Source organism: Methylobacter tundripaludum SV96, from assembly GCF_000190755.2.
Classification (GTDB): domain Bacteria; phylum Pseudomonadota; class Gammaproteobacteria; order Methylococcales; family Methylomonadaceae; genus Methylobacter_A; species Methylobacter_A tundripaludum.
The window spans coordinates 2,384,628-2,399,988 of record NZ_JH109152.1 but is presented as its reverse complement, the minus strand read 5'-3'; the positions used below and the strand labels follow the sequence as shown (position 1 = coordinate 2,399,988).

The window sequence follows — 15,361 nt, the reverse complement described above, 5'->3', positions numbered from 1 at the left end:
TGGAGTGCAGGCTTCGCCTGCAAGCGCAAGCAAAGCTTGCACTCCTGTTTGTGCTAGTTCCCAAGCTCCAGCTTGGGAATTCAGTACGGGAAGCTGGAGCTTGGGAACCCGCGTAACGCAGAAGTAGGCCGGAATAAGCCGGTTCGAGCGATAGCGAGAACTGGCGTTTCCGGCAAACATCATCCAAATTCGCCGGAAACGCCACCTCGCGCTATGCGCTTGGATGGCCTTATTCCGGCCTACATCTGCCATTAAGTTAAGGATGGATAGCCCCTTCTCCCTCAGGGAGAAGACTGGGATGAGGGAATCAAATAAGGCTTTTTGTCTTATTTTATCCTCGTTCCCACGCGCCGCGTGGGAATGCAGTGCAGGACGCGCTGCGTCCCGTAACGCCAGACGCTGATCGTGATTCGCGGCGCAGCGCGCCTTGACTGCATTCCCACGGAGCTCGTGGGAACGAGAGCAGGTATAGTTTGCTGAGTTCATAGTCAAGGACGCTTATCTTTTTTACGCGACGTGCCTTCGGGCTTGGCCTGCATATTCGGATCCGCCGCCACGGCCAGCCCGTTTTTTTGGGCAATATCGACCCGGCTGCCTTCGTGTAGCTTGTCGACGCCGTCCACCACCACCGTTTCGTCGGCGGCAAGATTACTGAGTACCGCAACCTTGTCCCCTTCGGTCGGCCCCAAGGTGATGCGGCGCACTTGTGCGGTTTTTTCCTGGCCGACCACGTAGACAAACGAGCCCTGGGTATCGTGCTGAATGGCGGCGCTGGAAACCACTGTCACGCCGGGCAAAGTATCCAGGTGCATTTTGATGTTGACGAATTGATTGGCGAACAGTGTGCGCTCGTTATTGTCGAATTGCGCTTTCAACTTCAGCGTACCGGTGGTGGGATCGATCTGGTTATCGAGCGCCAGCAATTTTCCGTCGGCCAGCTTGGTTTTACCGGCCCGGTCATAGGCTTCGACGCGGACCGCTTCGTTGGAACGCCAACGCTGCACCACCGCTTGCACATTGTCTTCAGGCAGGGTAAACACCACGCTGACCGGCTGGAGCTGGGTAATCACCACCAGGCCGTTGGTATCGTTGGCATGGACGATATTGCCCTGGTCGATCTGGCGCAACCCGACCCGTCCGGAAATCGGCGCGGTCAGCCGGGCATAACTGAGCTGGAGTTTGGCGTTATTGACCTGGGCTTTATCCATTTCCACAATGCCTTGATACTGTTTGACCTGTGCTTCCTGGGTCATGGTTTGTTGGGCGGAAATAGAATCCTGCTCCAACAGCGTCTGATAACGGTCATGGTCTATTTGGGCATTTTTCAGCAAAGCTTCATCGCGCATCAGCTGCCCTTCGACCTGCTGCAACTGTACCTGGAACGGGCGCGGATCGATTTCGGCCAGCAAATCGCCTTCCTTGACCATCTGGCCTTCGCTGAACACGACCCGCACCAGTTCGCCGTCAACCCGGGGCCGCACGGTCACGGTGCGCAATGCGGTTACCGTACCCAAGCCGTTCAGGTACACCGGAAAATCGGCTTTGCCTGCGCTTTCTATCGCCACTACCGCCGGTGCGTCTTCGTCGTGACCGCGTTTGCCGCCCTTGGAAGCGGATTTTTCGTCGGGCGATGACGAATGCTGGAAATAAAAACCTGCGGCGATAAGCGCCAGCACGATCAGCGATCCGGGCAGTAAAAAAGCGCGGCGGCGGTTGGCGAGCGGGCGTAATTCGTGGCGATTGTCTTGACTCATACGAACGTTTTTTAATTAAGGGTTTGAGAGCGAATGGCTTGAATACCGGCCAGCGAGAATTGCACGACGTGTTCGGCAAAGGCCTTGATGTCGCTCAAATCGCTGGGATGGCTGCGAAACGGCCGGGCGCCTTGCATGTGCTTTAACCGCAACAGTTGAAAACATTGGCCCATGATGCTGGCGTGGCAGTATTGGATTTGTCGCTCGCTGGCCGCCTGTCCCAGGCACTCTTTCAGCAAGGCGAACATTTGCAGGCGTTGCGGATTGATTTCCTTTTCCAGAATATCGGCCAGCAACCGGGTGGGCTGCGCCATTTCCTTATGAATAATCGCAAACGAATAGGAGTTTTCATCGCCCATACGTCTGACCAGGGATTTAATCCGCCCGGCCAGCCGTTGTTCCGCCGATGCGTCGTCCATCAGCCCGCCGTCGGGCGGATACAAGTCAAGTTCCTGGTTAAAAGCAAAACGCCAGGATTCCAGGTAAAGGGTTTCCTTATCGCGAAAATGATAATTAACCGAGGCGATATTGGCTTTCGCCTGCTCGCAGATTTCGGCGATCGTCGCTTCCTGAAAACCTTTCTCGGCAAAGATCCGGCTGGCTGCGGTTAATAGTCGGTTGCGAGTTTGTTCCGACTTGGTGGTTTTAAGGTTCGTCATGTAGGAAAGTTGGAAACAGGATTACATTTGGCAATTGAAATCATAAATTCAAATGCGCATTTGATTTTTTAAAAATCATATATCAGTTTCATGGCATTCCAAATATATTTTTTATTTAGCAAGCTTTGTACCAAGCTTTACGGTGTTGATTTTATTTGGATTTTATTCAGAATCAATCGGCGATTGTTTGAAAATCAGCAGTGGCTGTGCAGACGCTGTCTGTTAGGCCACACTTTGTTACGAATGTGATTAAAAGTGCGGTTTTTTAGAAGACTATTCCTTGTACCTATCCTTGTTGAATACACGGGCATCTAAACAACGCGTCATCCCGGCAGGGATTGCCGGGATCCAGATGCCATGGATGGCAATATCAAAGTAGGCCACAAGTCTTGCTACACTGAGGACAACGCAGTTTGATTAATCGGCATTTAATAGCGGAAGAACACTTTCGCGCTGTTTTTACATACGCATACTTAAGCACATCCTTGTGCTCTGGATCCCGGCAATCCCTGCCGGGATGACGATAGTACAATTTGCGTAACATCTATGTTAGTGACCATTTACTTTGAGTTCAAACCGCACTTTTAATTGCACCCATCTGTTACCGCTGTCATCTGACAAGCTCAATATATGAATGAAAATACAATGGAACGCAGATGACGCTGATGCTTATGATAGACACAGAATATTCATAAAAAATCCGTGTTAATCATAGTCATCAGCGTCATCTGCGTTCTATTTTTGACGACTGGAGACAGGCCAAATAGATCAAGGCAAAAGCATTGCACTGTTGCCCTGATCCGAGTCTGGCCGGTTATTTGACGGCTTTGGGCAGGCCAATGGCGGTACGCAGATCGGCCAGCGTGACCACGCGCGGACCGTGCAAGGCAGCAATCTGACCGACATCCAGTTTCAGTTTCTGGATGTTCTGGTAAAGATTCACTGAATAAGGATTAGGCTTGGCCGGTGGCGGCGCATTAGCGGCGGGAGGCGTATAAGCATCGGCTTCGACCAGAATTTTCTCGTTCGGCAGATAGACCAATACGAACGCATCGTTGTGTCCGCTGCCCGCAATTGAGTGGATCTCGATATTGCGCTTACCGTCCGAAAGTACATGTTTGCCGGTAAAACTCTCGAAGCGCGCAGGCTTAAGCGACTTAGCCAAACGATCGGGATTGATGGTATGCGACGCAGCCCAAACTTTCTCGTAATAAGTTTGATTCGGTTGCAGCGTTACGATCGCAGCCCCTTCATCGACAAAAGTGCGTAAACCGCCCGAATGGTCGAAGTGGGCATGGGTGTTGACCAGATATTTGATCGGCTTGTTGGGAATGATCTCCTTGAGTTTGGCGATGACGGCCTGCGAGCGCTCTTCATTCTGCGGCGCTTCGACCAGCACAATATGGTCGCGCTGATCGATGGCGACGCTGTGATGACTGCCGCCGGTCAGGTAGTAAACGCCCTCGGCCAGCTTGTTGGCGGTCACTACCACAGCCGGTGCTTTGGCGACTTGCTGGGGTACCGCAATGTCAACTGGCGGGTTCGCCTTGACTGCCGAGACATTGATGTCCAGCACCGGATAGCCGCCCTGATTGCGGACGATGTGAGCGGGAAACTGGATGCCGCCGAAGTCTTTGTAATCGGTGTATAGAGTTTCGACCAGCGTGTCGCCGAGTACAGGATTGTCGATCCAGGTCTGCACCCGCTCGACCTGGTTGTTGGCGTTGATGGTGCCGACATAGCGATACTTGTCGGCAATGCTGAACGATACTTCGGTGCCGTTATCGACAGCCTTCGAAACGGCATGGTTGGCTTGCGCCGCTTTCAGGAAGCCTTGCGGGCTTGCCCAGATTTCCGCCAGACGCTCTTCAACAGCTGTCGGTTGAGCGCTTGGCGCCGGAGCCGCATTACCGGCAGCAGCCACGTTCCAGGCGGTGCCGCCGCTGACGTATTGGTCGACCTTTTGCTCGACCGGCGCAGGACGCAAGCGGCCGGGTTCCACGACCTGGCTGCGGGTGATCTGCACCCGCGCACTGGCGGTGTCGTAATTGATGTCGGCGGTAAAGTTTTTCACGTCGAACGGCGGCCAGGATAAATCCGGATTCGGCGCTTGACCGAACTGGTACCAACGCCCGCTGCCTGAAAATTCGATGGATTTAATGCTGTCGGCACCCGAGGCCTCAGACGCCGCCTGCAAGCCCTGCGGTTGCAGCAAACTGCATCCCGCCCCAGTCAATGCGACTGCCAAGCCAACAGCGGTGTATATCGATCTATGCATGAAACCCCCTTGGGTTTGAATATGGTGGAAAAATAAATATGAAGAGCCAGCCAAGTACAAAGCAAGAGGCATACCAGTCGACTTTGATCAGGGAAAAGGACATCTGAAGGCACGGTAATGTTGCCTTGGGCGGCAAGAGGCGATTGATCTGTTTTGTAACACGGCCCAGTCATGCTGAAATTCCAGCAGCTTTTGTTGAAGCGCTGCTTCTATCGGGGCAGTTTTGCTGCTGTGTTGAAAAACAGAACACGGATGCCAAAAGTAGGCGCCTCTAGGCGACACTGATTAGGCGGATTTAAACGGATTATTTCTTTTGAGCAAGCGGAACATCGTCATTCCGACAGTCCCTCACCTGGCGTTAGGCGAGGAACAGGCCGATAGGCAGACCTTCCAGGTTTTAAAAACCTGGAAGGTCTAAATAGCAACGTTCTGAACAGGCGGGGCGTTTCGAACTAAGCAACATGCCTCGTCCGGCATTATCACAATTTAGCGACACTCTTTACGCTGGTTCCCAAGCTCCAGCTTGGTAACCCAGTTGACGAAGCTCCAGCTTCGTGAGACGGGAAGCTGGAGCTTCCCACACTGAATTCCCAAGCTGGAGCTTGGGAACTAGCGCTCACTAAAATCCTTAACTTAATGGCAGTGACGCTCCGGAGTGGGAACAATAAAAGGCGCGCACGGCGCGCCCTACGCATACGGATAAAGGTCGTCCCGGCTGTTTTTTTCGTGCTTTTCGTGGACAATCCATAACATCGATCATAATTTGGCAACGCTCTTTTCCTTAGCTTTGTCATCCGGTTTTTTCTGTACTTCCACCACGCTGACCGTCTCGCCTTCGACCAGCAAATCCGACGGACTGGCGACCAGCACATCGCTGGGCCCCATACCTTCCAAAACTTCGACTTCTCGCCCGAAATCGCGACCCAGCTTTACCGGACGAAACGCGATGCGTTTTTCGGCATCGACAATAACGACATGCGTACCCGCCTGATCGATAACCAGCACATTGGCAGGCACAACCAACGGACTGGTTTTGCTGCCAACCACGTTGATCGAGATTTCCACATAGGAGCCGGGCAATAATTTCCCGTCTTTATTGGGTAGCGAAATATCCACCTGCCGTGAACGATTAACAGGGTCCAGGGCGCCTGCAACATGCTCGACACGCGCGGAGACGGACTTACCTTGCGCATCGGCAGGGCGCACCGCCACGTCCTGCCCTATCTTGACATCGTCCGCGTAAGCTTGAGGAACCCAGACGGTCAGGCGGAGCGGATCGATTTGCGTCAGCGCGAACAATTCCTGGCTGCCCGCGTTGATCAGGCTGCCCACATCGACGCTCCGGCGCGTAATAACCCCCGAAAACGGCGCGACAATGCGGCGATAATCCTCAACTTTTTCAAGCCGTTTAACGTTGACTTGGGCCGCCGCCAGGTCGGCTTCCGCCTGTAGGACGGCGCTACGTTTTTCGTCGAACTCCTGTTGAACCACGCTGTCGGTGTCTTTCAGCAGCGTCCATCGCTTCAATGTCGAACGCGCCAATTCCAGCCTGACTTTGATCTGTGCCGCCGCGGCATGTGCCTGGGCCAGCTCCTGCTCCAATTCGGGAACGTCGATCACGGCCAGCAGCTCGCCTTTCTTGACCTGGTCGCCGATGGTCTTGTGCCAGGCGCTCAGGTATCCGTTGCTGCGGGCATAGAGCTGCGTTTCGGTGTTTCCGCGCAAACTGGCAGGCAACACAATCTTGCGCGATACCTCGCCCGGCTTGGAGCGCACTGCGATGACGCTGCGCGACAGGCTGGCCTCGGTGCGCTGCCGCAAGCTCTCGGCCTCGCTTCGGTTAATCACCAGTCGCCAGCCTCCGGCCAGCAGTAAAAACAACAACAGCCCGAAGCCGAATCGCCTGACAATAATCAGCGTCCGTTGCGGATGAGAGGGTAAAGCAAAGACAGGATTTTGATAATTACTCATGACGGTTTCATTCAGTGATAAGGATAGGTCGAGTCGAATGGCGATGTTCAAGCCAGCGATGCGCGCCGGCGAAAACAATCGGCACAAACAGCAATGTGGACACCGTGGCGAACGCCAACCCGCCGATGACCGCGCGGCCCAGCGGCGCGTTCTGTTCGGCGCCCTCGCCCCAGCCGACAGCCATCGGCAGCATGCCGACGATCATCGCAAAAGCGGTCATCATGACGGGCCGCAAGCGTGTGGCTCCGGCTTCCAGCGCTGCTGTCACCGGCGGCACGCCGTCGGCCAGCCGGGTGCGGGCGAAAGAAACCACCAGAATGCTGTTGGCGGTGACCACGCCCATCGACATGATGCTGCCGGTCAAAGCGGGAATGCTCAGCGTGGTTCCGGTCAGAAACAAGGTCCAGGCGATCCCGGCCAGCGCCGCCGGTAACGCGCTGACGATAATCATCGGATCGAGCCAGGATTGAAAATTGACCACCAGCAACAAGTACAACAAGACAATAGCCACGGCCAATCCGGTCGCCAGCCCGATAAACGAACTGTTGAGCGTCTGGATCTGCCCGCGCACCGCCAGTTCAACGCCGCGCGGCAATTTGGCCCGGCTGTCCTCGATCAGTCGATCGATATCGACACTGACCGAACCCAAGTCCCGGCCCTCGACATTCGCGTAAATATTAAAAACGTTATTCGAGTTGAAGTGAGTCACTGCCGCAGGTTGCACCGAACGCTTCATCGTCACCAGATTGCCCAGCAATTGCGGCTGACGGTCATTGTCGCCGCCCACCGGCGTCCGCATCAGCGCTTCGATGCTGTCGAGATCGAGCGGATTGCCCATCACGCCGATGTTGACCGTGTTGCCGTTGGCGGGATTCAACCAATAGGTCGGCGCGGTTTGCATGCTGCCGCTCAGCGTGAGCAGCAGGTTTTGCGCGACGTCGCGCGCCGAAAGTCCCAGTTGCTGAAGCTGCGAACGGTTCATCTCCAGATCCAGCGACGGCCGGTTGGTGCGTTGGTAGATGTGTGCGTCGACGATGCCGGAAATTTGCCGCAGCCGGTTATTCAGTTCCACGACCAACGGCATGATCTCTTCGGGCTTGCCGCCGACAAACTGGATGTCGATAGGCGCCGGAATGCCGAAGTTCAGTGTTTGACTGACTTGGTCGGCGGGTTGGAAAAAGAATTCGAGTCCGGGGAAACGGCGCGGCAATTCGGCGCGCAAATCCTTGATATAGTCGACGCTCGGCGCGTGATCGCCGGGACGCAGGGAAATCATGATTTCGGTATCGGCGGTTTCGACCGTGCCCGAGTTGCCGAACAGCGTATTACGCGTACTGTAGGGCCCGCCGATAATATCCAGCACATCGCCCAGTTCGTGCGCCGGAATGCGCTCGCGGATCGCTTTTTCCACCGCGTCTATCCGGCTGGGCATCTCTTCTATCCGCGTCCCCGACGGCGCGCGAACATGCAGCCTGATTTGACCTGCATCGACCGCCGAAAACAAATCCTGACCGAGCAGCGGCACCAGCGTCAGCGACAACAGGCAGAATCCCAAAAAAGCGGAACCGTAACGCAAGCGATGATTAAGCAAATGGCTCAACAGAACCACATACTGCTCCCGGAAAACCTCGAAGCCATGCTCAAAGGCGTGGTGGGTTTGCTTGAAAATGCGGGCAATGGCGTTGGCCGGCGGCTGGTGCTTGCGGCCATGATGCCCGGCCATCATATACATCACCAGCGTCGGCACCAGCGTACGCGACAGCAGGTAGGACGCCAGCATCGCGAACACCACCGCCTCGGCCATCGGCACGAACAGGCTATGCGCAACGCCGGTAAGGAAGAACATCGGCACGAACACGATGCAGATACACAAGGTCGACACGAAAGCCGGCATCGCGATTTCCGCGGCACCATCGAGAATAGCCTGGCGCGGATTTTTGCCCATCAACATTTGCCGCTCGATGTTTTCGATTTCGACGGTCGCATCGTCGACCAATACGCCCACGGCCAGCGCCAAACCGCCCATGGTCATCAGGTTGATGGTTTCGCCGATCAGGTACAGCACAATCAGCGAGCACATGATCGATAGCGGGATCGACACCGCGATGATGCAGGTGCTCCGCCAGTTGCCGAGGAACAGCAGTATCATCGCGGCGGTTAAACCGGCGGCGATCAAGCCCTCGTGGATCACGTTGCCGATTGCCGCCTTGACGAACAGCGACTGGTCGAACATCAGTTTCATGTTGATGCCTTCGGGCATTTGCGCAAGCATTTTAGGGATAGACTGTCTCACATGATCGACGACATCCAGCGTCGATACCTTGCCCCTTTTAAAAATGGAAGTAAGAATGCCGCGTTCGCCGTTCTGGCGTGCGATGGTGGTCTGCGGCGCCGAGCCGTCGCGCACATTGGCGACGTCGCGGATCAGCGTGGTCGTGCCGTTGACCGTGCGCACCGGAATGTCGCCGATGCGGGGAATCGCGGCAATTGCGCCGTTCAGGGTAACGTCGTATTCGGTCGAACCGACCTTGATCGTTCCGGTCGGCAAAATCAGGTTCTGCACGGCCATCGCATCGACTAGGTCGGACGGAGTCAGTCCGCGGGCGAGCAATGCCGCCGGATCAATATCGACCGTCACCTGACGACTCTTGGAGCCGAACGGATTGGTCGAGGCAACCCCCGGTTTGGACTGAAGGAAGTTCCGGACGATGTTATTGGTCAGGTCGTTGACTTCCGTCTCCGGCACGATGCTGCTGGAGATGCCCAACTGCACCAACGGCAAATCGGAAGCCGAATACTGTATAACCTGGGGCGGGGCGGTGCTGGCCGGTAACGAGCGATAAACCGAGTTGCTGCTGGACATCACCTGAGCAATTGCAGTGCGAATGTCGGTGCCGGGATGGAAAAACACCTTGATAACTGCCGATCCTGCATACGACACCGATTCGCTATGTTCGATACCGTCAATCAACGACATCGAACGCTCGACCGAACCGGTAAGACGGTCCGCGATTTCCTTGGAATTCATGCCCTTGTAATCCCACAACATCGCCACCACCGGAATGTCGATATCCGGAAATATATCGGTCGGCATGTTGCGCAACACATAAGGAGTGGACAAAAGAATGAGTAGCGCCGCCACAATAAAGGTATAAGGGCGGCGTAGTGCAATATTAACAATCCACATGGTTTCTCGGGAGATTCGATTAAGTAACGAGCCGGCTCTGAAAGGTCTAGCCGTTTTTAAACTATCGTTTCCCCTGCAAAGACAACAAATATCTGAATGTATGCAATTCACATACCAGCAAGGCGGCATCGCTTGGCTATTCCTTCTCCAGCTTAGCTATACACCCTAGGTATCCAGGCAAGTACCGGCCTCTTGTCTCGTTCCCACGCACTACGTTCATTGATATACATACGTATCTGCGGGATGTCGTCCTTCCTACAGTCCCTCACCTAACATTAGGTGAGAAACATGCCGACAGGCAGACCTTCCAGGTTTTAAAAACCTGGAAGGTCTAACTTGCAACGTTTCGAACGGAGCAAGAGGCATACCCGTCGGCTTTAATCAGGGAAAACGGCACCTGAAGGTACGATAATGTTGCCTTTGGTAGTAAGAAGCGATTGGTCTGTTTTGTAACACGGCCCAGTCATGCTGAAATTCCAGCAGCTTTTGTTGAAGCGCTGCCTCTATCGGAGCAGTTGCCGACGACTACAAGGATGTAGGAGATAGAGCAATGCAGGAGCTATTGCCGGCCGGTATGTCGAACCCCTCAATCGCACGGCCCATGTGGCGCTACGTGCGCGATTGAAGTAGAATTGCAAGGCTTTACCCCCTTCAATTCCTTTAAGATTCTACCGAGGTCCGCCATGCCACAATACCGTTCCCGCACTACCACCCACGGCCGCAATATGGCAGGCGCAAGGGCGCTGTGGCGAGCCACAGGGATGAAGGAGGAGGATTTCACCAAGCCCATCATCGCCATTGCCAACTCGTTTACCCAGTTTGTACCCGGCCATGTGCACCTCAAGGACATGGGGCAACTGGTGGCCCGCGAAATCGAAAAAGCGGGCGGCGTAGCCAAGGAATTCAACACCATCGCCGTGGACGACGGCATCGCCATGGGCCACGACGGAATGTTGTATTCGCTGCCCAGCCGCGACCTGATCGCCGATAGCGTGGAATACATGGTCAATGCCCACTGTGCCGACGCGCTGGTGTGCATCTCCAACTGCGACAAAATCACCCCCGGTATGCTGATGGCCGCACTGCGCCTGAATATTCCGGCTATCTTCGTGTCCGGCGGCCCGATGGAAGCCGGAAAAGTGGTCTGGAACGGGCAAACCCGCGCCCTGGATCTGGTCGACGCGATGGTGGAAGCTGCCGACGACAGGATCAGCGACGAACAGGTCGCCGCCGTGGAACGCTCCGCCTGTCCGACTTGCGGTTCCTGTTCCGGCATGTTCACCGCCAACTCGATGAACTGTCTGACCGAAGCGCTGGGCCTATCGTTGCCGGGCAACGGCTCCATCGTCGCTACCCATACCGATAGAAAACAGCTGTTTCTACGTGCCGGACGCACCATCGTCGAGCTGAGCAAACGCTATTACGAACAGGACGACGCCTCTGTGCTGCCGCGTTCCATCGCCACTTTCGACGCATTCCAAAACGCGATGAGCCTGGATGTTGCGATGGGCGGTTCCACCAACACCGTACTGCACCTGTTGGCCGCCGCCCATGAGGCCGGCGTGGATTTCACCATGGCCGACATCGACGCCATTTCGCGCCGCGTGCCTTGCCTGTCCAAGGTGGCTCCGGCCAGCCAGAAATACCACATGGAAGATGTACATCGCGCCGGTGGCGTGATGGGTATTCTGGGCGAACTGGACCGCGCCGGCGTAATCAACCGCGATGTGCCGACGGTTCATGCGCCGAGCATGGCTGCGGCGCTAGACCAGTGGGACATCCAACGCAGCCAGGACGAGACGGTCAAAGACTTCTTCCGTGCCGCGCCCGGCGGTATTCCAACCACCATTGCCTTCTCGCAATCAGTGCGCTACCCGACCTTGGACGACGACCGCGCCGAGGGCTGCATCCGCGACAAGGCGCATGCCTATTCGCAGGACGGCGGCTTGGCCGTATTGCACGGCAACATTGCGCTGGACGGCTGCATCGTTAAGACCGCCGGTGTGGACGACAACTCACTCAAGTTCACAGGCCGTGCCCGCATTTTCGAAAGCCAGGATGCTTCCGTGGCAGCTATTTTGAATGACGAAATCGTCGCCGGTGACGTCGTGGTTATCCGTTACGAAGGCCCCAAGGGCGGGCCGGGCATGCAGGAAATGCTTTACCCGACCAGCTACCTGAAGTCCAAGGGTCTGGGCAAAGCCTGCGCCCTGCTGACCGATGGACGCTTCTCCGGCGGCACATCGGGGCTTTCTATCGGCCACGCCTCACCTGAAGCAGCCGAAGGCGGCGCGATTGGATTGGTCGAAGAAGGCGACACCATCGAGATTGATATTCCCAACCGCCGTATCCACTTGGCGGTCACAGTGGAAGAACTGGAACAACGCCGTGCCGGGATGGAAGCTAAAGGCGTGCAGGCCTGGAAGCCGGTCGACCGTAAAAGGACAGTGTCCGCCGCGCTCAGGGCTTATGCCGCGATGACCACGTCGGCTGCTAAAGGGGCGATTAGGGACGTTTCGCAAGTCGAACGAAAATAAAATTGATTTAAACGAGTAGTCTGGATGAAGCGTAGCGAAATCCGGGATGATTGGGGCTACGAAACTTCGGATTCCGCAAAGCTCTATTCAGGCGACTTCCATTAAGTAGGGGGCGCATCGCGCCCCATTTCGGAATCCAACCGTACTGGATATTTTTGTTCTCGAAATGGATTGTCCGTCGGAATGCTTTACCTCCGATTATTTTGGTATTTGTAAATGGGGCGCGATGCGCCCCTACCGGACTGTCTCGTAACGCACAACGTAGCCTACTTGGCTTCCGTGTATTCAAACATCCACCACCTCAGGCCGTTGCGGAATGGGCGGATGGATCAAGCGTTCCAATGCAATACCAATAGTATGCCTATCGAAAAGACGAGATTTTCGCTCCGCTGCGCCGGCTGGCCAGCGTTTCAAGCCTTCATATATAGCCTCAACCGTAGGCGCGACGTTTTCTTTACTAAGAAGCCAGTCCACGGTGGCTAATAGCTCCATACCGAATGGCGATTCAAAACCGTCGATCAATGCGGTCGTATACTCAAGCGCTGGTATATAAGCCTTTGCCTCTGTTTTCAAGTAAGTCTGCAAGTAAGCCTTGCGTTCATCATCAAACCAGATCACATCGAGCGGATCGGTGTCACTGATACGCTTATCACAATGCAGATAACTACCATCCAAGTTGTTCAGTAAGTGGCTTAACCGATTAGCGTAAGGGCCGTATTTGTGCGCAACAAATTGCAAGTTTAACGGATTGTCTCCTGGAGAAAATTGCTCTATAGCTCGTTCCAGAAACCACGCCAGCTTTTGTATCTCCAGCAAACTGCATTCCATGCCCAGCACCCAATAGCAGCGTACCAATTCGGCGATCAAAGCACGGGCAGGAGTCAACTTTTCCACACCGGTGCGTTTGGCGACATTTTGGTATTTCTGGGTAGGCTCAAATACCAGAATCTCAACATCAAGATTGCCCAAAGCCCTCTCGATTTGCATCCGCACGGCGGCCCATTCCAAGCCACCGTTGCCCGCGCCCAGAGGCGGGATAGCAACCGATTTAACATGCTGTTCGACAAGAAATCGGCGTAAATCTTGCAGCCCATCGATAATCCACTCCATACGTGATGACGCGCGCCAATGCTGCTTGGTGGGAAAATTGATAATCCAGCGCGGGCCATCACCTAGTTCATGCACTTCTGTCACAAACATACTGCCAGTCTGCACCTGCTTGGCCTTGCAAGCCATTGCATACAAATGGAAGTTCTCAGCAAAACGTTCCTTAAACATCAGTGCGATGCCTTTACCCATCACGCCAACTGTATTGACTGTATTAACCAGTGCTTCTACTGGAGCTTCCAGCAAATTGCCTTGTGTAAATGTAATCATTTAAAAATACCACTTAGTACGGGCATAAACTTCTAACATCAGGTTACGATCCTGAACCTGCTGTTCAATGTCATGTTTTAGTTGTTCTGTATAGCATACAATACCTAGTATGCCATTAATCGGTAAGTGTTTAAATATTAAAGCTTCCGCCTGATAACGTTCCATTTTTCTTAGATCATCTGGGTCACGTTTAAAATCCCGGCGTTGCAGGATATCCCAATCAATATTGTATAACTGCGCCAAGTTACTGTAATAATTAGTCCAGTTCGGATAAGCGTGAGCGTTTGTAAACAAAAATGGCAATCCGATGGAATGCACGTGATGCAGATTGGACACCAAGATCACAATTTCCTCATTTCGGCGTCGCGGCACCCCCCCCCGGCCCGAATGAATATTTAGCATCATGACTGAAAACGGTGTGAAATAGAACGGCACATAGTCTGCTAGTGTGCCGCTTGGCGCAATCGGCACTACCCTATGGCGGCGCTTATCGATCAAATCAGAGTTACCAATATTGATGTAATTTGGTGATAACGTCTTAGAATTTGCACAATGTAAGCCATTATCCAAAATCCACGACAGGTTGTCGCGATGGACGATACGCCAGATTAGCGCTTTCTCAGCATTGAGATTTTTGTAAATCATGGCAAAAACATTCGCTCGTTTTTTGTAATCTTTATTTGACGATCAAAACGTCTTACATAAGAAACGCTGTCGTCACAATAAACAAATATATTGAAAAAATCATCTGGTGATACTGTTATCGGCGACAAACACTCAGCCATACAGATACTCTTACAGAGTGGGTCGTGATAGTCTCTTCGATTCATCGTATCCCAATCGATTGCAGCAAAGCCTTTGGAATAGTCCATTAGCTCAATGTTTCCAGCAGATAAAGGATGATATGGAATAACTTTCCAGTTTCTACTTACTGCTAAAGTTCGTTCAACAGTGATAAGTACAAATAGATCATTTGGTCGATCTGCTTGCACACGTCCATCAAAAGGATTACGAGCAAACCAGTGAAACGGCACAAAATTTTCAAGTGACAAGTGTCGACGATTAACAATAATCTCTGAATCAGCAACATCATCAAAATTCTTTAACTCTGCTCGAGGTTTGAGCCCATCGGCAAGTATTGGGCCAATATTTTTAATGCTGGTTAAGTGATACAAAAGTTTTTGATCTTCTATGTCAGGCATAATTACCATCTCTTATTTGTAACTGTGATTTTCCCATAAGTAAATCTTGCACCAAACCAAGCTTTTGCCATTTCAATTTTCCAACTACGCACTCTCTTTTTGAATAGCCTGATAAGGTGTTAGTTTCGCTTATAAATTAATACTTGTTCAGCGATCATCAGACATACCATGCTTTTATCAATTCTTTCCTCCACTGGCCAAACAGATCGATGGCACGTTTGAGAAGCAGCATACCAAAAATATATTCCTTATATTCACTGGCATCCATATTGTCGCGTAAATCATCGCAGACATTAAGTAACAGATTTTCAAGGCAAGTCTGGGTAAGCTTTGATGAGGCATCGATTCTTTCTATTTTTGATTAGCTAATGGCTGTTGCACCAATCTAGACAAGAA

General features: G+C 53.4%; 10 protein-coding genes. 1 reads left to right on the top strand and 9 read right to left on the bottom strand.

The window, feature by feature from the left end:
• Positions 1 to 488: 488 nt before the first annotated feature.
• The 5 genes from METTU_RS10780 to METTU_RS10760 all read right to left on the bottom strand — a co-directional run bounded on the left by METTU_RS10780 (position 489) and on the right by METTU_RS10760 (position 9,960).
• Entirely contained in the window at positions 489 to 1,754 is a 1,266-nt protein-coding gene (locus tag METTU_RS10780) for an MdtA/MuxA family multidrug efflux RND transporter periplasmic adaptor subunit (protein WP_006891569.1), read from the bottom strand.
• Positions 1,755 to 1,765: 11 nt separating this feature from the next.
• Positions 1,766 to 2,413, bottom strand: coding sequence for a TetR/AcrR family transcriptional regulator (locus METTU_RS10775; RefSeq protein ID WP_006891568.1), 648 nt, complete (start codon positions 2,411 to 2,413; stop codon positions 1,766 to 1,768).
• Between the two features lie 814 nt (positions 2,414 to 3,227).
• Positions 3,228 to 4,691: an MBL fold metallo-hydrolase gene (locus tag METTU_RS10770; RefSeq protein WP_006891567.1), complete on the bottom strand. Its 1,464-nt coding sequence runs from the start codon at positions 4,689 to 4,691 to the stop codon at positions 3,228 to 3,230.
• Between the two features lie 756 nt (positions 4,692 to 5,447).
• On the bottom strand, positions 5,448 to 6,662 hold the full coding sequence (locus METTU_RS10765; RefSeq protein ID WP_006891566.1) for an efflux RND transporter periplasmic adaptor subunit: 1,215 nt from the start codon (positions 6,660 to 6,662) through the stop codon (positions 5,448 to 5,450).
• A 7-nt stretch (positions 6,663 to 6,669) separates the two neighbouring features.
• Complete coding sequence (locus METTU_RS10760) at positions 6,670 to 9,960, bottom strand: efflux RND transporter permease subunit (RefSeq protein ID WP_254257891.1); 3,291 nt, start codon at positions 9,958 to 9,960, stop codon at positions 6,670 to 6,672.
• A gap of 572 nt (positions 9,961 to 10,532) precedes the next feature.
• Between METTU_RS10760 and ilvD the strand changes: the two genes are divergently transcribed.
• Positions 10,533 to 12,386 carry a dihydroxy-acid dehydratase gene (gene ilvD, locus METTU_RS10755; RefSeq protein ID WP_006891564.1) on the top strand — a complete coding sequence of 618 codons (1,854 nt, stop codon included), beginning with the start codon at positions 10,533 to 10,535 and terminating at the stop codon, positions 12,384 to 12,386.
• A gap of 285 nt (positions 12,387 to 12,671) precedes the next feature.
• On the opposite strand, the gene darG is transcribed toward ilvD, so the two are convergent.
• The 4 genes from darG to METTU_RS24955 form a co-directional block, all read right to left on the bottom strand.
• Positions 12,672 to 13,763: a type II toxin-antitoxin system antitoxin DNA ADP-ribosyl glycohydrolase DarG gene (darG, locus tag METTU_RS10750; protein ID WP_006891563.1), complete on the bottom strand. Its 1,092-nt coding sequence runs from the start codon at positions 13,761 to 13,763 to the stop codon at positions 12,672 to 12,674.
• Positions 13,764 to 14,408 carry a type II toxin-antitoxin system toxin DNA ADP-ribosyl transferase DarT gene (gene darT / locus METTU_RS10745; protein ID WP_006891561.1) on the bottom strand — a complete coding sequence of 215 codons (645 nt, stop codon included), beginning with the start codon at positions 14,406 to 14,408 and terminating at the stop codon, positions 13,764 to 13,766.
• On the bottom strand, positions 14,405 to 14,965 hold the full coding sequence (locus METTU_RS10740; protein ID WP_006891559.1) for a DarT ssDNA thymidine ADP-ribosyltransferase family protein: 561 nt from the start codon (positions 14,963 to 14,965) through the stop codon (positions 14,405 to 14,407). Before METTU_RS10740 ends, darT begins: the two co-directional genes overlap by 4 nt.
• A 157-nt stretch (positions 14,966 to 15,122) precedes the next feature.
• The gene (locus METTU_RS24955; protein WP_367301503.1) at positions 15,123 to 15,269 is read right to left on the bottom strand and encodes a type I restriction-modification system subunit M N-terminal domain-containing protein; all 147 of its coding nucleotides are present in this window, start codon (positions 15,267 to 15,269) and stop codon (positions 15,123 to 15,125) included.
• Positions 15,270 to 15,361: the final 92 nt, after the last annotated feature.

What these genes read in the sequence shown, in the direction of transcription:
- METTU_RS10780 (WP_006891569.1), bottom strand. Translation starts at nt 1,754, where the DNA reads ATGAGTCAAGACAATCGCCACGAATTACGCCCGCTCGCCAACCGCCGC.
- METTU_RS10775 (WP_006891568.1), bottom strand. Translation starts at nt 2,413, where the DNA reads ATGACGAACCTTAAAACCACCAAGTCGGAACAAACTCGCAACCGACTA.
- METTU_RS10770 (WP_006891567.1), bottom strand. Translation starts at nt 4,691, where the DNA reads ATGCATAGATCGATATACACCGCTGTTGGCTTGGCAGTCGCATTGACT.
- METTU_RS10765 (WP_006891566.1), bottom strand. Translation starts at nt 6,662, where the DNA reads ATGAGTAATTATCAAAATCCTGTCTTTGCTTTACCCTCTCATCCGCAA.
- ilvD (WP_006891564.1), top strand. Translation starts at nt 10,533, where the DNA reads ATGCCACAATACCGTTCCCGCACTACCACCCACGGCCGCAATATGGCA.
- darG (WP_006891563.1), bottom strand. Translation starts at nt 13,763, where the DNA reads ATGATTACATTTACACAAGGCAATTTGCTGGAAGCTCCAGTAGAAGCA.
- darT (WP_006891561.1), bottom strand. Translation starts at nt 14,408, where the DNA reads ATGATTTACAAAAATCTCAATGCTGAGAAAGCGCTAATCTGGCGTATC.
- METTU_RS10740 (WP_006891559.1), bottom strand. Translation starts at nt 14,965, where the DNA reads ATGCCTGACATAGAAGATCAAAAACTTTTGTATCACTTAACCAGCATT.